Below are 16,907 nucleotides of genomic sequence, written 5' to 3'. Positions count from 1 at the left end.
GATGGCGCCGGAAGACAACGCTGCCCTCCGGCGCAACGGCTCATTCGAGCGCTTGACCGCGTGTCTCCGGCATCCGGACTACCGCGAGGACCGTCAGCAGATTGAGTGCGATCAGATAGGCGGCGAACCACCCCAGATGGCCGTGATCGGCCATCCAGTTCTGAAGGTAGGGCGCGGTGCCGCCGAAGATTGCGACCGTTAGCGAGTACGGAATGGCCACGCCGGTGGCGCGGATACGCGTGGGGAACAGTTCGGCGTAGACCGCCGGGGCGATGGCCGTCCAGGCGGCAAGGACCACCAGCCCGGCGCAGATCGCCAGCGTGAGGCGCGCGAAGGAGCCGTCGATGAGCAGCAGCAGCGGCACGATGACGAGCGCCGAGCCGCCAGCCCCCATCAGCAAGTTCGGCTTGCGGCCGATGCGGTCGGACAGTGCGCCCCAGAACGGTTGCACGGCCATGTACACAAGGCAGCCGATGCACAGTGCCCATAGCCCCTGACGGGCATCGACGCCCTTGAAGTGCGTGGCGAACGTGATGGCCCCCGACATCCAGGTATTGAACGTCAGCGTCGGTCCGGCGGTGAGCGCGATGATTCGCAGTACCGATGCGCGATGCTCCCAGATCGCGTGCGCCATCGGTTGCACGGGCGCACCGGCACGCGCTTCGTTTTGCTCCTGTTCGAAAGCGGACGTTTCCTTGAGTCTGCCGCGCAGGAACAGCGCATACACCCCGAGGGCCGCACCGAGGAAGAAGGGGATGCGCCAGCCGTAGCGGGTCATCTCGTCCGTGGAAAAGACCTGCGTGAGCACCAGTCCCACGGCGGTGGCGAGCAGCGAGCCGCCCGTAATGGCAATGAACATGCTGCTCGACCAGAGGCCCCGGCGGTGTACGGGAGCGCTTTCCACGAGGAACGTGAACGATGCGCCGATCTCGCCGCCGAGCCCGAAGCCCTGGAGCAGGCGTCCGAAGACGAGCAACGCCGGTGCCATCAATCCGATGGAGGCGTACGTCGGCGATACGGCGATGACGAGGCACCCTGCGGCGGTGACGGCCATCGAAGCCACCATCGCAAAGCGACGTCCCCGGCGGTCGGACAGCCAGCCGAAATAGACACCGCCGATGGGACGCAGCAGGAAGCCGACGGCGAAGACGGCGAGCGTGGACAGGAAGGCGGCGGTCGGGTCTTCGGCGTGGAAGAACTGGGTCGAGAAATAGCGGGAAAAGAGTACGAACGACGCGAAGTCGTACCACTCAAGCGCGTTACCGATACCCGCGCCCAAGATGACCGACTTGGCGGGTGAGCCGCGCTCGTTGCGGGCGACGGCTTGCAGGGTCGCATCCATGGTGTGTCTCCTGATGGCTGATTGTCGTTGTGGTTGGTCTTGTTTGTCCTGATGCCCTGACCACATTAGCGCCGCTCGCCTGCCGCGCACACCGCGCGCGGGACAACACATATCGCAAAACGGACAGAATTTTCGAGCGGCCCGCGTGCTCCACAGCCGATGGTCCTCGTCTGCCCATCTCTCCTTTGTTCCTTTCCCGGTCGTCCCCCTCACTTTGGCCGCTTTGCTGGATGGCGTGTCCCGATCGCCGCATTCGCGCAGAGGAGGGCTGTCCACAATGGTCACGTTCCATTCAGCAGTTTCAACAATCCATGACCGGCCCGAGGAGGGCGCTACTGCGATGAGGGTGATCGATTGCGATGTCGTAGTCGTGGGCGGCGGCGGTGCAGGCACTTACGCCGCGCTGCGTCTGCACGACCTGGGATTGAAGCCGATGTTGATCTCGAAGGGTCTGGTCGGCAAGAGCGGTGCGTCGATCATGGCCGGGGCGGTGATCGTCGGCTCGAAGATGCTCGGCGGCAACGCGCAGAACGCCGCCAGTTCGCTCGAATTCTTCGCGAAGTACTACAGCCACTTTCTGGTCGATCAGTCGTATCTGGCGGCCGCGGGGCACTGGATCGAGAACACCTTCTATCCGGAGATGGAGTCGCTCGGTTTGCTGTTTTCGCGGGAGGCCGACGGGCAGATCGCCATGAGCCACTCGCCGGTGCGCTGGGCGGTCGCGCCCATGCAGGGACAGACCGGCATCTTGCTGATGGATATCCGACGCAAGCAGTTACAGGCACGCGGCATTCCGATGCATGAGGAATGCGTCGTGACGGCGTTGCTGCGCAATGAGAACGGCGAAGTTTGCGGGCTGACTGCGCTCGACTACGTGCGCGGCGAGATGTTTGCGGTGCATGCCAAGGCTGTCGTGATGGCGACCGGGCACGCCGACCGGATGGTGCGTCGCTCAACGGGAACGCGGGAGCAGACCGGTGACGGCATTGCGCTGGCACTGCGCGCGGGGGCCGAGATGACCAATCTGGAGATGCAGTTCTGGCACATCAGCGACTTTGCACATCCACCGACCTGGCAGCGTCTGCACATCTATCCGAATCCGCTGGTCGGCACCGACCAGAGTTCGCGTGTGTACAACGCGCAAGGTGAGTGCTTCTTCGAGCAGTCGCGCGACGCGCCTGCTGCGCTTGCGCCTTACACGCTTCAGGTCAAGCGACTCACGCAGCAGGTGCTCGCGGGCAAGGCGCATTTCAGTGGCGGCTATTACACGTCTTACAGCCATGTCGATGCGGAAGTGTTGCGGCGTTACCAGTACGCCGGTTCGGCGTTCGAGAAGCTGGGGCTAGACATCACGCGCGACAGGGTCGAAGCGCGCACCACGATGCATTACCGGCAAGGCGGTATCGAGTCGGATCCTCATTCGATGCGCACCAGTGTCGACGGATTGTGGGTCGCAGGGGGCGTGGGCGCGCATGTCACGGGGAGTCTGGCCGTCGCGATTTACGACGGCGGGCTGGTGGCCGAGTCGATTGCTGGCAGCTTGCCGGACCGACATCGTCACGACGGCATGACCGAGCAGCAGATTCGGGCGGAAGAAGCGCGGGTGGAGGGGGTGAGGCACCGAGCCGCCGACAGCGCGGCTGGTCAGCAGACGCTTGCCCCCATGCACGTCAAGACCGGTATCTGGGACGTGATGGACGAGGCGTACGGACTGATCAAGAGCGGCAACACCATGCGCACCGGTCTGGCAAGGCTTGCGGCGATGCGCGAGCGCGAGCTGCCGCGCATGACGCCGCCGAGCGCCTCGCGTCGGTTCAACACCGCGTGGCTCGATGCGCTCGACGCCCACAACCTGATCGACGTGTGTGAAGTCACGCTGCAAAGCGCGTTGAAGCGAGAGGAGAGCCGGGGAAGTTTCTACCGCACGGACTTTCCGTACGTCGATAACACGGCATGGCAGTGCAAGAACATCGTCGCGCGCGACGGCAGCGCTTACCGGTTCCGGCGGGAGCGATATCCCGAGGGGGCCATCGCGCCGGGATTCGAGCGGCAGGAGTATTTCAGCGTGCCGTGGTGAGCCACGGAAGGCGAGACGGCAGGCGTGGGGACACGGACCGGGTTGAATCAGTCGACTTTGCAGGGAGAGGGGACACATGCATTCGGACGTCAGGCAATTTCGAGGTGACAGCGATAACGACAGTGAACTGACGACGGTGACGCTGCACATTTCGCGTTTCGATCCGGAGACGGACGCTGCGCCCTATGTGGAGACCTACGCGGTGCCGGCGGTGCCGCACATGCGGATCATCGATGCGCTGAACTACGTCCAGGAAGCGCTCGGGGTGGACATCGGGTATCGATGGTATTGCGGCACGAAGAAGTGCGGTACTTGCGCCGTGCGGATGAACGGCCGGGAGGTGCTGGCGTGCTGGGAGGCGGCGCAAGCGGAGATGCACATCGAGCCGCTGCGTCATCTGCCACTCATTCGCGACCTGGCGGTCGATCGGGCACCGGTCGAGGCGAAGCTGGTGTCGTTACAGACGTGGCTCCAGCGGACGCGTCCGTATGGCGGGTTTCCCGAGCCGGTCGACGCCGCAAATGCCGCGACACTCCGGGCGACGATGGACTGCCTGAGTTGTCTCGCGTGCTATTCGGCGTGTCCGGTGCTCGATTTTCCCGACGACATCGCGTTCGCGGGGCCTGCGCCGTTGGTGCATCTGGCCCGTGTTGCGCTGGATGCCCGGGACGACGCCCCTCGTCTGCAAGCCATTCTGGACGAGGCGCATGTTCACCATTGCGTCTCTTGCTACCAATGCGAAGCGGTCTGTCCTGCGCATATTCCGATTGTGAGTGCTGCTATCGAACCGCTCAAGCAGTTGGCGTATGCGCGTGCACCGGAGGCGTCGCCGCATGCGCGCACGTTCATGGACATCGTCGTCAGACGTGGCCGCATCGAGCCGATGTTGCTGGTGCTTGGGACGCGGGGCTGGCGAGCGGCGCTGCAACGTCCCGGACGGACCTTGAAGCTGATGCTGCGCGGCAAGGTGCGGCCACTGGCGGCGCTGTTGCGCCGACCTGTCGAGGGCATTGCGGCGATCCGGCGCATTTTCTTTCGTTGAGTTCTTTTCTGATGAGGCATAGCCATGCGAATCGCGTTTTATCCCGGGTGCAGCGCCCGTACGACTTGTGGTGAGTTATTGACGGCTACGCAGGCGGTGGCTGAACGGCTGGGCATCGAGCTGGAGACGCTCACGTCTGCGACCTGCACCGGGAGCCGAGAGATTCGTGCGGCCGACGCGGAGCGCTTCGTTGCGCTGAACGTGCGGATCATCGCACTGGCGGAGGCGCGCGGCCTCGATCTGATGACAATCTGCAATACGTGCACGCTGAACCTGCTCGAAGCTAAGCAGCGCGTAGACAGCGATCCAGCCTTGCGCGAGCGGGTCGACCGAAAGCTGGCAGAGGAGGGGCTGGTCTACCGGGGGACGGCGCGTGTCACACACTTCCTCTGGTATCTGCTTGAGGAGGTGGGGGAGACGCGGCTGCGCGCGTTGGTGAAAACGCCGTTGTCGTCACACAAGATTGCTGCGTTCTACGGATGCCATATCGTTCGGCCCCCTTCGGTGTACGGCGACACGGATGCACGGGATGTCCAGTCGATTGAAACACTGGCGCAGATTCTGGGATGCACGACCGTCGACTACTCCGGCAGGACAGCATGCTGTGGCTTTCATTGTTCGGCCCAGAGCGACGTGATTCCCGTCAAGCTGAGCGGGCGGCATGTGGCATCCGCTAAATCGGCCGGGGCGGACGCCATCGTCACCCCGTGTCCCCTATGTCATACGGTGCTCGACACCTATCAGGACGACATGGCGCGCGACCTCGATACGCCGCTGGATCTGCCCGTCCTCCACTTGCCACAGCTTGTCGGCCTCGCGCTGGGTATCGATGCGGCGGCGCTCGGGATCGACAGGCATGTGGTGCGGGTGGAGGAGGTTCGGTGGGTGCAGAAGTGGGTGTAGGGGCGGCATCCCGGGGCTTGCTCCGTCGTCTCAGAAAATTCATGTGCAAAGTTTCCATCATTCGACTATATTCGAATCATGGAAACGAACAACGTACTTAGCGCCCTTGCTGCGCTCGCCCATTCTGTCCGTCTGACGGTCTTTCGCTTGCTGGTTCAAGCAGGCCCTGAGGGCTTGCCTGCTGGCCGGATCGCGGAGTTGATGGACATGCCCGCCTCGTCCTTGTCGTTTCACCTCAAGGAGCTTCATCGCGCTGACTTGCTGACAAGTCGTCAGGAAGGCAGGTCGATCATCTACATGGCGCATTTCGAGACCATGAATGCATTGCTCGGTTATCTCACGGAAAACTGTTGCGGCGGTGTGTCGTGCACGCCCGAATTCATCTGCAAGCCGGTCTCCGGGTCTGGATCGTGACGCAGGCTCACGTCCGCGTGGGTGAGGACGGTGTGACTGAGCGCCTTCTGAAGGAAATACGATGAGCTTTATGCAAAAAGCTGCCCGGATACCGCAATCCGGCGCTATCGGTGTGTTCGAACGGTATCTGACTTTGTGGGTTGCCCTGTGCATCGTCGCGGGAATTCTGCTGGGGCAGTGGCTGCCGGGCGTTTTTCGCACTATCGGTGCGATGGAGGTGGCTCAGGTCAACTTGCCTGTCGGATTGCTGATCTGGGTCATGATCATCCCGATGTTGATCAAGATCGATTTCGGTGCGATGGGGCAGGTTGCCGGTCATTGGCGAGGCATTGGCGTCACGTTGTTCGTGAACTGGTTCGTCAAGCCGTTCTCGATGGCGTTGCTAGGTTGGGTTTTCGTGCGTCATGCGTTTGCTGACTGGCTGCCGGCGGATCAACTGGACAGCTATGTCGCGGGTTTGATTCTGCTGGCGGCGGCACCTTGCACGGCGATGGTTTTCGTCTGGTCGCAACTCTGCAAAGGGGACCCGTATTTCACCCTTTCGCAAGTCGCACTTAATGACGCCATCATGGTGGTGGCTTTCGCGCCGGTTGTCGCACTGTTGCTCGGCCTGTCTTCGATTTCGGTGCCGTGGGATACGCTCATTACATCGGTCGGGCTGTACATCATCGTGCCGGTCTTGATTGCACAAGGTATCCGCAAAGCGCTGCTGGCTCGCGGGGATGCCACGTACAAGCGAGTTGTCAGCGCGTTGGGGCCGTACTCGATTACCGCGTTACTTGTCACGCTGGTTCTGCTTTTCGGCTTCCAAGGCAACGCCATCGTAGAACAGCCGATGATCATCCTACTGCTGGCAATTCCGATCCTCATTCAGGTGGTGTTCAACTCCGGCCTGGCCTATCTGCTCAATCGCAAGTTGGGTGTCGCACACTGCGTGGCAGGCCCGTCGGCGCTCATTGGTGCGAGCAACTTCTTTGAGCTGGCGGTTGCCACGGCGATCAGCCTGTTCGGTTTCAAATCGGGGGCCGCGCTCGCTACCGTCGTCGGTGTGCTGATCGAAGTGCCCGTCATGCTTCTGGTCGTGAGCGTCGTCAATCGATCGCAACGCTGGTACGAATCGAAATAAGGAAATGTCATGTCCGTCACCATCTATCACAACCCCGCCTGCGGTACGTCGCGCAATACGCTGGCGATGATTCGTAACGCTGGCATTGAGCCAGCCGTTATCGAGTACCTAAGTTCGCCGCCGGATCGTCAAACGTTGCAAAGCATGATTCGCGACGCAGGGCTCTCAGTGCGCGAGGCTATCCGGGAAAAGGGCACGCCCTACGCCGAATTAGGTCTTGATGATCTGTCGCTGTCCGACGACGCATTGCTGGACGCAATGCTTGCAAACCCGATCCTTATCAATCGTCCGTTCGTGGTGACGGAGTTGGGTGTTCGCCTTTGTCGCCCTTCGGAACTTGTGCTGGATATTCTGACGTCGCCGCAAAAGGGCGCTTTCACGAAAGAGGATGGCGAGGCTGTGATCGATGCCGCGGGGCGGCGGATCAAATGAGGGCCGATCTTCCGAATGTGCGCGATTCGGTACTTGAGGTGCCGGATATCCAAAGACTCGAACCGAGCAGTGTCAGCAAACACCCGCCGCGCATTCTCTTGCTCTACGGTTCGTTGCGCGCGACGTCATATAGCCGTCTGCTGGTTCAGGAGGCCGAGCGGATTCTTCAACGCTTTGGCGCGCAAACGCACATTTTCGATCCGGCGGGGTTGCCTTTGGCCGACAGCGTTGCGGCGGATCACCCCAAGGTGGTCGAGCTGCGAAAACTCTCTGAATGGTCGGAGGGGCAGGTGTGGTGCAGCCCGGAGCGTCACGGGACATTGACGGCGGTCTTCAAGAATCAGATTGACTGGTTGCCTCTGGAACTCGGCGGCATCCGTCCGACGCAAGGTCGCACGCTTGCAGTGATGCAGGTCAGCGGCGGATCGCAGTCATTTAACTCGGTGAATGCGCTGCGCGTGCTGGGGCGGTGGATGCGCATGGTGACGATTCCGAATCAATCGTCGGTCGCGAAGGCCTATCAGGAGTTCGACGCCGAGGGGCGCATGAAGCCGTCCTCATACTATGACCGCGTTGTCGATGTCATGGAGGAGCTGTACAAGTTCACGTTATTGGTCAGGGACCGGACGGATTACCTCACGGACAGGTATAGCGAGCGCAAGGAGGCCGCACCGGCTGTCGCGACGACACTGGCCGCTGCGGCGATGACGCATGAACGGGACGCTCCCAACTTGTAACGGGAGAAACAGCGAAATTCTGGCGGAGGCGGTGAGATTCGAACTCACGGAAGGGTTACCCCTTCGCCGGTTTTCAAGTCTTGCTGGGAAATCGTTGTGAAACCGTGGGTTAGGTGAGGTTTTGCTTCGAGACGGACGGGGAGTGATCGGCCGGAAACCCGCGTGTTTACTGGAGGCGGGGAAAGCGTTGCGGAGCGGGAATTGCGGGGGCTCGGTTGCAGGACGTCAGGAAACTTCCTGATTTTTTGTCGCCACAAAAAATAATTGCCGATCGTGAATTTTTGTGGGTACAATAAATGCCCATGGATATCAGTTTCGACCCGGGAAAAAGTGAACGGAATGAGCAGGAACGGGGTTTGCCGTTCACGATGGCCCAAGATTTCGAATGGGACAGCGCGGTGATCGATGAGGATGTTCGAGTCGACTATGGCGAGCGCCGCTACCGAGCTTTTGGGTATATCGGTGAACGGTTGTTTGCATTGGTCTTCACGCCTCGCGCAGAAAAAATACATGTCATTAGCTTGCGCAAGGCGAATTCGCGAGAGGTGAAACGTTATGCCGAAACTTAAGCCGGGAACCATCCTCCCCACGCCGGTTGAGGACGCCAAGATCAAGAAGCAGATTCGTCAGGATTCGCAAAATCCCGAGTGGACCAAAAAGGGCTTTGCCAAAGCGCGTCCCGCAAGCGAGGTATTACCGGGGATTGTTGGCAAAGAGGCCGCGGAGCAATTGCTCAAGTCACGTGGCCGCCCCAAGGCCGACATCACGAAAGAACGAATCAACATTCGGCTGTCGCCGGAAGTTGTCGATTATTTCAAAGCCTCTGGGCGCGGCTGGCAAACGCGAATTGATGCAGCACTAAGGCAGTTCATCTCGGAGCATCCGCATTTGGTATGAGATGAGCCGTGGGCTTAGCGCGTCGCGAGTGCAGTAAGTGACTGACACCACTGCGTGGTCTTCAGCGCGCATCCATATTGACTTCGCCTGGGTGTCAACGAAAACATCGGGATATTCCTGTGCGAATCACGTCACGCAACTTCAAGAAGCTCGTGTGCGATTGTTCTCATACTGGACGCGTTGCTTGCCGAACCCTAGCTTGCCGGTAATGCGACGGCACCCCGTGTTGATAATGACGTTCGCAGGCAATTGGCTGGTACGTTCGGCGTTGTAGGCCGCGACTGATTTGCTGGGTAATGTCATAACGCCCAATCTCGCAAGCGCCTGAGGGGCTAGGACCTCAAGCGGGCGTACTGGGATGGGATTTCCAGACAGGCTGCACAGCTTGTCCGAACGCCTCCTCGCGCTCTGCATGGTCGCAGCAAATCAAGAAAACACCGAATCCATTCCTCCAGAATTCGCGAACGCGTATTTCGAGCAAGTGGGCGACCTTGCAGACGAAGTTCTCAATGTGGCTCAGCGTTTGGATGACGATCTGAGCTTCGAGGACATCCGTACGCTCCTGGCTATTCAGCCCTCTTCGGGCGTTCCGCAGCTTGAACGGCATGCGCCAGTGGGGGCGAGGTGTGCCCGGTGGTCTCATCCGTGCGTCCTGTTACCAGCCAAAACGCGAACTGAGGCCACACTTGGCCTATCGCCTCGATCATCTCGGACGTTGGACGTTGAAGACCTCGGGAGACGTTCTGCCATCGCTTCGACGGAATTCCCGTGAAGTCCTCCATATCGCGCCAAGATCGTTCCGCGTTCGAAACATGCTTGATGAGCTGGCAAATACGCTCACGCATATCGGAATTTCCCTCGGTACATTTCAAGCATGGAAACGTTCCATTTCGATGAGACAAACGTGTACGTGCTAGTGGCCCGACCGGTCGTCGCTGATCGTGAAAACCAAGAAATTCTGGCGGAGGCGGTGAGATTCGAACTCACGGAAGGGTTACCCCTTCGCCGGTTTTCAAGACCGGTCCATTAAACCACTCTGGCACGCCTCCGGGGCGTTGCGCACGATGCGAGATCGTGGCCTGGGATGTCGTCCTGGGACGACTTGAGATGCGTGCGGTCCGGTGGAATCGGCGTCGGAGTCGTTTGCGCTCCAACGCAGGCCAGTACCGCACGGCAGCGCGCATTATACCTGCTCATCCCGTCATGTGAAGCCTTCCCGCAACCAAAATCGCCTCACACCCCGCCAATTTCCTAGGATTACCCCCCGTCCCCCTTGTCTTGTCACCGCCCGGCATGCATCATGCTTGAAGACGTGCGGTGTACGCCCCCGGCGTTACCGTGCGAGGCCAGACATGACCCGGAGACACCGCATGGATGCCGACACCTCCCGTGCCCCCGCCCAAGAGACGTCAAATGACGCCAGTGGCGAGCGCGTAACCCACGCACCAAACAAGAACGCGACCAACACGGCTGCCGCGCCCTTCACCTGGCAGATCCCCACGCTCTACAACATCGGCGTCGACGTCTGCGACAAATGGGCCGACGGCTCCAACCGTCTCGCGCTCATCCACGAAAGCGCAGACGGTGCGCACGTACGTCTCACGTTCGACGTCCTAAAACAACTCTCCAATCAACTCGCCAACGAATGGCGCGCCAACGGCGTCAAGGCCGGTGACCGCATCGGCATCTTCCTGCCGCAGTCGCCCGCCACACTCGTCGCCCATGTCGCCGCGTACAAACTCGGTGCAATCGCCGTCCCGCTGTTCACCCTGTTCGGCCCCGAAGCACTCGCCTATCGCCTGCAAAACTCCGGCGCGGCAGTGCTCGTCACCGACCTCGCGAGCATCGGCAAGATCGACGACATCCGCGCCGAGCTACCCGACCTGCGACTCGTGTACGTCGTCCATGACGACCTGCCCGAAGCGCACCATCACGTCGCCGACGACGAAGATTGGGGCGTCGCCGAAGACGGCCTGCTCGCACTGTGGCCAGCGATCGCCTCACGCGATACGCACTTCGAGCCTGTCCAGACGCGTGCCGACGCACCGGCCGTGATCATCTACACCTCCGGCACCACGGGCAAACCCAAGGGTGCGCTGCATGCGCATCGGGTGCTGCTCGGGCATTTGCCGGGCGTGGAGACGTCCCACAACGGATTCCCGCAGGAGGGCGATCTGATCTGGACGCCCGCCGACTGGGCCTGGATCGGCGGGCTTCTCGACGTGCTGCTGCCCGCGCTTCATCACGGCGTACCGGTCCTGTCACGACGCTTCGAAAAGTTCGATCCGGTGGCCGCCTTCGATCTGATGGCACGTCACGGCGTGCGCAATACCTTCTTGCCGCCCACCGCGCTCAAGATGCTGCGCACCGTGGCATCGCCGCGCGACCACTGGCCGCTCCAACTGCGCTCGGTCGCCAGCGGCGGCGAGTCCCTTGGCCCCGAACTGCTGGCATGGGGACGGGAGCACCTCGGCGTCGATATCAATGAGTTCTATGGGCAGACGGAGTGCAACATGGTCGTCTCGTCGTGCGCCGCCGAATTCCCGGCGCTGCCCGGCGCTATCGGACGCGCCGTACGCGGGCACGACGTCACCATCGTCGATGACGAAGGCACGCCGTTACCCACGGGCTCCGTGGGCAACATCGCCATCGCACGGCCCAACCCGGTCATGTTCCTCGGCTACTGGCATAACCCGGACGCCACCATGGACAAATACCGTGGCGACTTCCTGCTCACGGGCGATTCGGGATTCGTCGACGAGAACGGGTACATCACGTTCACCGGCCGGTCGGACGACGTCATTACCAGCGCCGGCTACCGCATCGGGCCGGGACCGATCGAGGACTGCCTGATCCGGCATCCGTCGGTGCAATTCGCTGCCGTGGTCGGTGAACCCGACGACCTGCGTACCGAGATCGTGAAGGCATTCGTCGTGCTACGCGAAGGGCATGAGCCGTCGGACGCGCTGGCGAAGGAAATTCAGGACTTCGTCAAGCACCGCCTTGCTGCGCATGAATACCCGCGCAAGGTGGTTTTCCTGCCGGAGCTGCCGATGACCGTGACGGGTAAGATCATCCGCAAGGCGCTAAGGGAGATGGGGGCGGCGCTGGGGTAGGGGCGATGGCAAAAAAAACGGCGGGACATCCGATGATGTCCCGCCGTTTTCTTTTGTGCTGCCGTTGGTCGATTACTTCTTCTCGCCTTCCAGAAACATCCCTTGCAGGTCGTTCAGGAAGCGTTGACCCAACTCGGTCGGCGCGATGCGTTGCGGGTCGTCGACCAGCAAGCCCTTCTCGACCCCGGCGGCGAGCGCCTTGGCGATCTTCGCCATCGGCAATCCCGTGCGGTCGGCAAACAGCTCGCTCTTCACGCCATCGGTCAAACGCAGCGCATTGAGCATGAATTCGAACGGCAAATCGCGCGCATCGACCTCACGTTCCTCCTGCACCGCGTTCCCGGCGGCCGCTGCCTCCATAAACCGCTGCGGATGCTTATGACGCACCTGACGCAACACGCGATGCGGGAACGAAATCTTGCTGTGCGCACCCGCGCCGATGCCAAGGTAGTCGCCGAACTCCCAATAATTCAGATTGTGCTTGGCGCGTCGGTGCGATTGGGCGTACGCCGACACCTCGTAGCGTCCGTAGCCCGCGGCCGCAGTGCGCTCGGCAATCCAGTCCTGCATGTCGGCCGACGTGTCGTCGTCCGGCACCGTCGGCGGATATTTATGGAACTGCGTGTTGGGTTCGAGCGTGAGGTGATACAGCGACAGATGCGGCGGGGCGAACGAGATCGCCGTCTCCACATCCTGCTGACATTGCGCGAGCGTCTGGTTCGGCAGCGCAAACATCAGATCGAGGTTGAAGTTGTCGAAATTCGCTTGCGCGATCTCGATGGCGTGACGGGCTTCGTCGCCGTCGTGAATACGGCCGAGCGCCTTCAAATGCTCACTGTTGAAGCTCTGGATGCCGATGGACAGCCGGTTGATCCCGCTCGCACGGAAGCTGCGGAATTTGTCCGCTTCGAACGTGCCGGGGTTGGCTTCCATCGTGATTTCGGCATCGGCGTCGAGCGGCAGCAGGGCGCGCAGATCCGAGAGCAGACGATCCAGACCTGCTGCAGACAGCAGACTCGGTGTGCCGCCGCCGATAAAGACCGTATGCACCGGACGTCCCCACACGAGCGGCAACGCCTGTTCGAGATCCTGACGCAATGCATCCAGATAGGCCTGCTCGGGAAACGCCTGCGCGCCGCCTTCGCCGCGCCACTCGTGCGAGTTGAAATCGCAGTAGGGGCACTTGCGAACACACCACGGGAAATGCACGTACAGCGACATTGGCGGCAAGGCCGGCAAACTGATCTTGCCGGGCCGCAGAAAGTTCTGCACGGGCAACGTGGATTCACTCATACGACTTACGCCTCCCGCCCCAGCTTTTCCAGCAGCACGCGCAATGCGCGAGCGCGGTGGCTATGGGCGTTTTTCACGGCGGGATCGAGTTCGGCAGCCGTCTGATTCAACGAACGGATGAGGAAGTGCGGATCGTAGCCGAAGCCATGCGCGCCACGTGCGTCGTCCACGATCTCACCGTCCCAGCGCCCCTCGGCGATGATCGGCTGCGGGTCTTCTGCGTGACGCACGAGCACGAGCGCCGCGAAGTAATACGCATCGCGATACCCCGGCGTGTCGGCATGCGGGGCCAGTTGCTCGATCAGATGGCGGTTGTTCGCGGCATCCGACTTCTCACGGCCAGCGCGTGCAGCGTAACGCGCGGAATACACGCCAGGGGCACCGCCGAGGATCGGTACGCACAGGCCGGAATCGTCGGCGAGCGCGGGCAGGCCGGTCGCGGCAGCCGCGTGACGCGCCTTCGCTAAAGCGTTCTCGATGAAGGTGACGTGCGGCTCTTCAGCCTCGGACACGCCGAGCATGCCCTGCGGCACCAGCTCGATGCCGAGCGGTGCGAACAACGACGCGAACTCGCGCAGCTTGCCCGGGTTGTTCGACGCCAGCACGATCTTCTGCATGGCCATCGTCAGACTCCCAACGCGCGCTTTTGCGCGTCGATCAACTGACGGATGCCGGCGTCGGCCAGATCGAGCAACACATTGCTTTGCGCGCGCGTGAACGGTGCGCCTTCGGCCGTGCCTTGAATTTCGACGAAACCGCCTTCGCTCGTCATGATGACGTTCATGTCGGTGTCGCAGGCCGAGTCTTCGACGTAGTTCAGGTCGAGCACGGGCTGTCCCTGGTACAGCCCGACGGAGACGGCCGCCACGTGCGCGCGGATGGGCGACGATTCGAGCTTGCCGTCGGCGATGAGCTTCGAGACGGCGTCATGTGCGGCGACGAATGCACCGGTGATCGAGGCGCAGCGCGTGCCGCCGTCGGCCTGAATGACGTCGCAGTCGATCTGAATGGTGCGCGGGCCGAACTTCTCAAGGTCGAACACGGCGCGCAGCGAACGGCCGATCAGACGCTGAATTTCCTGCGTGCGTCCGCTTTGCTTGCCGCGTGCGGCTTCGCGGTCGCCACGGGTGTGCGTGGCGCGCGGCAGCATGCCGTACTCGGCGGTGAGCCAGCCCTGGCCCGAATCGCGCAGGAAACCCGGCACTTTCTCTTCGACGCTGGCCGTGCAGATGACCTTGGTCTCGCCGCACTCGATCAGCACGGAGCCTTCGGCGTAGCGGGTGTATTGGCGGGTGATGCGCACGGGGCGCAATGCGTCTTGCGCACGGCCGTCCGGGCGGGTGATTTGCGTCATGGATGAATGTCCTGCGAGGTGAGTTTATGCGGCAATACCCGAATGGTATCGCTAAACGCCAAAAGCTTGGCGGCGCGCACCGGTGTCGTGCGCGGATTCAGGAGCCTTGGGCCGGAAAATGCGATAATCCCGTTTCATCCATTGCATGCGAAACCGGTTGCTGCATCGCCACGCTGAAAAAGTGTCACGGCGCTGTGGTAACGGTCACCCTGATGAAAGACAACAATATCTACAGTATGACCGGCTACGCCAGCGTCACGCGCGACATTGCGCATGCCGATGGAGCCGCAGGCGCGAGCGTGTCGGTCGAATTGCGCACGGTCAATTCGCGCTTCCTCGATCTGGCATTCCGCATGCCCGAAGAAGCGCGTGCGTGCGAGCCGTCGTTGCGTGAATCGCTCACGGCCAAGCTCTCACGCGGCAAGGTCGATATCCGCATCAACGTGCAACGTCCCGAGAGCGGCACCAGCGGTGCGCTCAATCAAGAGGCCGTTAAACAACTCGCCGATCTCGAACAGCAAGTCCTCGTTCATTTCCCCGATGCCGAACGCATGCGCACCGGTGAAATTCTGCGCTGGCCGGGCGTACTTGGCGAAGAGTCGGTAACGGCTGAAGCGCTGCGCGATGCCGTGATCGATGCTGGTCGTGCCGCCATCGGCGACCTCGTCGACGTGCGCCGTCGTGAAGGCGCGCAGCTCAAGGCGAGCCTGATCGAGCGCATCGAGAAGATGGAGACGATTCTCACGGGCCTGCAACCGCTCGTACCGGATCTGATCGCACGTCATCAGCAGAAGATCGTCGATCGTCTGCAAGAAGCGCTGGGTGTGGTCGTGCCGGAAGGCTCGACAGCACCGAGCAAGGAAGAAATCGCAGAACGTATTCGTCAGGAAGTGACGATCTATGGTGTGCGCATCGACGTAGCGGAAGAACTCACGCGACTCGACGCTCACCTGAAGGAAACCCGCCACATCCTCGATAAGGGAGGATTGGTCGGCAAACGGCTCGACTTCATGATGCAGGAGCTCAATCGCGAAGCGAATACGCTCGGCTCGAAGGCAGCCTCGAAGGAACTCGCCGATGCGTCGATGGAGCTCAAGCTCTACATCGAGCAGATGCGCGAGCAAGTGCAGAATCTGGAGTAAGTCGTATGTCCCCGCAATCACACGCCCCGCAACCCGCCTTGCATGCCGAGTATCCCGGCAATCTGTTCATGGTGGTCGCCCCCTCGGGCGCGGGCAAGTCCACGCTCGTCAACGCGCTGCTCGCGCAGGATAGCGACGTTCGTCTGTCGATTTCCTGCACGACGCGAGCCCCGCGTGCCAACGAAGAAGAAGGCGTGCACTACAACTTCATCTCGGTCGATCAGTTTCTCGAACGCCGCAAGCGTGGCGAGTTTCTGGAAAGCGCGGAGGTACACGGCAACTATTACGGCACGTCGCGCGTGTGGATCGAAGAGCAAATGCGCGAAGGCCGTGACGTGTTGCTGGAAATCGACTGGCAGGGTGCGCAGCAGGTGCGCAAGCGCTTTTCGAACGCGGTCGGCATCTTCATTCTGCCGCCGTCTATCGAAGCCCTGGAAGAGCGCCTGAAGAAGCGCGGGACAGACGAGCCGAAGGTCATCGCGCGCCGCTTGCTGGCGGCCGGTGGTGAGATCGCCCACGCGCCGGAAGCGGACTTCATCATCATCAATGACGAATTCCAGCGCGCGCTGGATCAATTGCAATCGGTGTTCACTGCGGTGCGTCTGCGATTCGCTTCGCAGTATGCGCGGCACAAGACGCTGTTCACCGATCTGGATATCCACGCGCCGAACGATCACGAGTAACACCGTCGCATTCGCTGGCAGCGCTCGTGTTTTGCGCGGGCGCGCGCCGGCTGCGATAGAATACGCCTTATATTGAGAAGGAACCTCCTTATGGCCCGAATTACCGTTGAAGATTGCCTGAAACAAATTCCGAATCGCTTCGAGCTCGCACTCGCCGCGACCTACCGCGCCCGCCAACTGGCGCAAGGTCATACGCCGAAGCTCGAGAACAACAAGGACAAGCCGACCGTCGTCGCGCTGCGCGAAATCGCAGCCGGTCAGGTGGGCATCGAGATGCTCAAGAAAGTGCCGCTCTGATCGGGAGACTGCACTGATGCGATGTGACGTTCCGGGCCGCTCGACGAAACAG

The 16,907-nt window shown here is 61.5% G+C and carries 17 protein-coding genes and 1 tRNA gene; 13 read left to right on the top strand and 5 right to left on the bottom strand.

What is annotated here, in order from left to right; all coding sequences use genetic code 11:
- Window positions 1-40: 40 nt before the first annotated feature.
- Window positions 41-1,342 (bottom strand): MFS transporter, encoded by a 1,302-nt coding sequence (locus PCO31010_RS04980; RefSeq protein WP_150663210.1) that lies wholly within the window; start codon window positions 1,340-1,342, stop codon window positions 41-43.
- Window positions 1,343-1,682: 340 nt separating this feature from the next.
- Between PCO31010_RS04980 and PCO31010_RS04975 the strand changes: the two genes are divergently transcribed.
- The 9 genes from PCO31010_RS04975 to PCO31010_RS04935 all read left to right on the top strand — a co-directional run bounded on the left by PCO31010_RS04975 (window position 1,683) and on the right by PCO31010_RS04935 (window position 8,970).
- On the top strand, window positions 1,683-3,419 hold the full coding sequence (locus tag PCO31010_RS04975) for an FAD-binding protein (protein ID WP_174984335.1): 1,737 nt from the start codon (window positions 1,683-1,685) through the stop codon (window positions 3,417-3,419).
- 76 nt (window positions 3,420-3,495) lie between these two features.
- Window positions 3,496-4,461 (top strand): succinate dehydrogenase/fumarate reductase iron-sulfur subunit, encoded by a 966-nt coding sequence (locus PCO31010_RS04970; RefSeq protein ID WP_150663208.1) that lies wholly within the window; start codon window positions 3,496-3,498, stop codon window positions 4,459-4,461.
- Between the two features lie 24 nt (window positions 4,462-4,485).
- Window positions 4,486-5,364 (top strand): CoB--CoM heterodisulfide reductase iron-sulfur subunit B family protein, encoded by an 879-nt coding sequence (locus PCO31010_RS04965; protein ID WP_150663207.1) that lies wholly within the window; start codon window positions 4,486-4,488, stop codon window positions 5,362-5,364.
- A 78-nt stretch (window positions 5,365-5,442) separates the two neighbouring features.
- Window positions 5,443-5,778, top strand: coding sequence for an ArsR/SmtB family transcription factor (locus tag PCO31010_RS04960; protein ID WP_150663206.1), 336 nt, complete (start codon window positions 5,443-5,445; stop codon window positions 5,776-5,778).
- A gap of 61 nt (window positions 5,779-5,839) precedes the next feature.
- Window positions 5,840-6,904 (top strand): ACR3 family arsenite efflux transporter, encoded by a 1,065-nt coding sequence (arsB, locus tag PCO31010_RS04955; RefSeq protein ID WP_150663205.1) that lies wholly within the window; start codon window positions 5,840-5,842, stop codon window positions 6,902-6,904.
- A 9-nt stretch (window positions 6,905-6,913) separates the two neighbouring features.
- Window positions 6,914-7,336, top strand: a complete 423-nt coding sequence (gene arsC, locus PCO31010_RS04950; protein WP_150663204.1) for an arsenate reductase (glutaredoxin) — start codon at window positions 6,914-6,916, stop codon at window positions 7,334-7,336.
- Window positions 7,333-8,073, top strand: coding sequence for an arsenical resistance protein ArsH (gene arsH, locus PCO31010_RS04945; RefSeq protein ID WP_150663203.1), 741 nt, complete (start codon window positions 7,333-7,335; stop codon window positions 8,071-8,073). The genes arsC and arsH overlap by 4 nt, the downstream gene beginning before the upstream one ends.
- A gap of 302 nt (window positions 8,074-8,375) precedes the next feature.
- Window positions 8,376-8,642, top strand: a complete 267-nt coding sequence (locus PCO31010_RS04940; RefSeq protein ID WP_150663202.1) for a BrnT family toxin — start codon at window positions 8,376-8,378, stop codon at window positions 8,640-8,642.
- Window positions 8,629-8,970 (top strand): BrnA antitoxin family protein, encoded by a 342-nt coding sequence (locus PCO31010_RS04935; protein WP_174984332.1) that lies wholly within the window; start codon window positions 8,629-8,631, stop codon window positions 8,968-8,970. Before PCO31010_RS04940 ends, PCO31010_RS04935 begins: the two co-directional genes overlap by 14 nt.
- 959 nt (window positions 8,971-9,929) lie before the next feature.
- On the opposite strand, the gene PCO31010_RS04930 is transcribed toward PCO31010_RS04935, so the two are convergent.
- Window positions 9,930-10,019 (bottom strand) — tRNA-Ser (locus PCO31010_RS04930).
- Between the two features lie 321 nt (window positions 10,020-10,340).
- On the opposite strand from PCO31010_RS04930, the gene PCO31010_RS04925 reads away from it, so the two are divergent.
- Window positions 10,341-12,086 (top strand): acyl-CoA synthetase, encoded by a 1,746-nt coding sequence (locus PCO31010_RS04925; RefSeq protein ID WP_150663201.1) that lies wholly within the window; start codon window positions 10,341-10,343, stop codon window positions 12,084-12,086.
- Between the two features lie 72 nt (window positions 12,087-12,158).
- Here the strand turns inward: PCO31010_RS04925 and hemW are convergent, their stop codons facing one another.
- From hemW to rph, 3 genes are read right to left on the bottom strand one after another with little or no spacing between them, the layout of a single operon-like run.
- The gene (gene hemW / locus PCO31010_RS04920; protein WP_150663200.1) at window positions 12,159-13,379 is read right to left on the bottom strand and encodes a radical SAM family heme chaperone HemW; all 1,221 of its coding nucleotides are present in this window, start codon (window positions 13,377-13,379) and stop codon (window positions 12,159-12,161) included.
- 5 nt (window positions 13,380-13,384) lie between these two features.
- Window positions 13,385-14,002, bottom strand: a complete 618-nt coding sequence (gene rdgB, locus PCO31010_RS04915) for an RdgB/HAM1 family non-canonical purine NTP pyrophosphatase (protein ID WP_150574704.1) — start codon at window positions 14,000-14,002, stop codon at window positions 13,385-13,387.
- Window positions 14,003-14,004: 2 nt separating this feature from the next.
- Complete coding sequence (gene rph / locus PCO31010_RS04910; protein WP_039397575.1) at window positions 14,005-14,733, bottom strand: ribonuclease PH; 729 nt, start codon at window positions 14,731-14,733, stop codon at window positions 14,005-14,007.
- A 212-nt stretch (window positions 14,734-14,945) separates the two neighbouring features.
- On the opposite strand from rph, the gene PCO31010_RS04905 reads away from it, so the two are divergent.
- The 3 genes from PCO31010_RS04905 to rpoZ all read left to right on the top strand — a co-directional run bounded on the left by PCO31010_RS04905 (window position 14,946) and on the right by rpoZ (window position 16,855).
- Window positions 14,946-15,875, top strand: a complete 930-nt coding sequence (locus tag PCO31010_RS04905; RefSeq protein ID WP_174984329.1) for a YicC/YloC family endoribonuclease — start codon at window positions 14,946-14,948, stop codon at window positions 15,873-15,875.
- A gap of 5 nt (window positions 15,876-15,880) precedes the next feature.
- A complete protein-coding gene (gene gmk / locus PCO31010_RS04900; RefSeq protein WP_039397580.1) occupies window positions 15,881-16,558 on the top strand; it encodes a guanylate kinase in 678 nt (225 codons plus the stop codon).
- A 90-nt stretch (window positions 16,559-16,648) separates the two neighbouring features.
- Entirely contained in the window at window positions 16,649-16,855 is a 207-nt protein-coding gene (gene rpoZ, locus PCO31010_RS04895; protein ID WP_039397582.1) for a DNA-directed RNA polymerase subunit omega, read from the top strand.
- Window positions 16,856-16,907 lie beyond the last annotated feature (52 nt).

It is taken from the genome of Pandoraea commovens (assembly GCF_902459615.1).
In the GTDB taxonomy this organism is placed as follows: domain Bacteria; phylum Pseudomonadota; class Gammaproteobacteria; order Burkholderiales; family Burkholderiaceae; genus Pandoraea; species Pandoraea commovens.
The sequence above is the reverse complement of the archived record's forward strand: the minus strand, read 5'-3'. Positions and strand labels throughout refer to the sequence as shown.

Excerpts from the sequence above, each read along its gene's own strand:
- arsC (WP_150663204.1), top strand. The coding sequence starts at position 6,914 with ATGTCCGTCACCATCTATCACAACCCCGCCTGCGGTACGTCGCGCAAT.
- PCO31010_RS04935 (WP_174984332.1), top strand. The coding sequence starts at position 8,629 with ATGCCGAAACTTAAGCCGGGAACCATCCTCCCCACGCCGGTTGAGGAC.
- PCO31010_RS04965 (WP_150663207.1), top strand. The coding sequence starts at position 4,486 with ATGCGAATCGCGTTTTATCCCGGGTGCAGCGCCCGTACGACTTGTGGT.
- gmk (WP_039397580.1), top strand. The coding sequence starts at position 15,881 with ATGTCCCCGCAATCACACGCCCCGCAACCCGCCTTGCATGCCGAGTAT.
- PCO31010_RS04980 (WP_150663210.1), bottom strand. The coding sequence starts at position 1,342 with ATGGATGCGACCCTGCAAGCCGTCGCCCGCAACGAGCGCGGCTCACCC.
- hemW (WP_150663200.1), bottom strand. The coding sequence starts at position 13,379 with ATGAGTGAATCCACGTTGCCCGTGCAGAACTTTCTGCGGCCCGGCAAG.
- rpoZ (WP_039397582.1), top strand. The coding sequence starts at position 16,649 with ATGGCCCGAATTACCGTTGAAGATTGCCTGAAACAAATTCCGAATCGC.
- PCO31010_RS04960 (WP_150663206.1), top strand. The coding sequence starts at position 5,443 with ATGGAAACGAACAACGTACTTAGCGCCCTTGCTGCGCTCGCCCATTCT.
- PCO31010_RS04925 (WP_150663201.1), top strand. The coding sequence starts at position 10,341 with ATGGATGCCGACACCTCCCGTGCCCCCGCCCAAGAGACGTCAAATGAC.
- PCO31010_RS04975 (WP_174984335.1), top strand. The coding sequence starts at position 1,683 with ATGAGGGTGATCGATTGCGATGTCGTAGTCGTGGGCGGCGGCGGTGCA.
- PCO31010_RS04970 (WP_150663208.1), top strand. The coding sequence starts at position 3,496 with ATGCATTCGGACGTCAGGCAATTTCGAGGTGACAGCGATAACGACAGT.
- arsB (WP_150663205.1), top strand. The coding sequence starts at position 5,840 with ATGAGCTTTATGCAAAAAGCTGCCCGGATACCGCAATCCGGCGCTATC.
- rph (WP_039397575.1), bottom strand. The coding sequence starts at position 14,733 with ATGACGCAAATCACCCGCCCGGACGGCCGTGCGCAAGACGCATTGCGC.
- PCO31010_RS04940 (WP_150663202.1), top strand. The coding sequence starts at position 8,376 with ATGGATATCAGTTTCGACCCGGGAAAAAGTGAACGGAATGAGCAGGAA.
- arsH (WP_150663203.1), top strand. The coding sequence starts at position 7,333 with ATGAGGGCCGATCTTCCGAATGTGCGCGATTCGGTACTTGAGGTGCCG.
- PCO31010_RS04905 (WP_174984329.1), top strand. The coding sequence starts at position 14,946 with ATGAAAGACAACAATATCTACAGTATGACCGGCTACGCCAGCGTCACG.
- rdgB (WP_150574704.1), bottom strand. The coding sequence starts at position 14,002 with ATGGCCATGCAGAAGATCGTGCTGGCGTCGAACAACCCGGGCAAGCTG.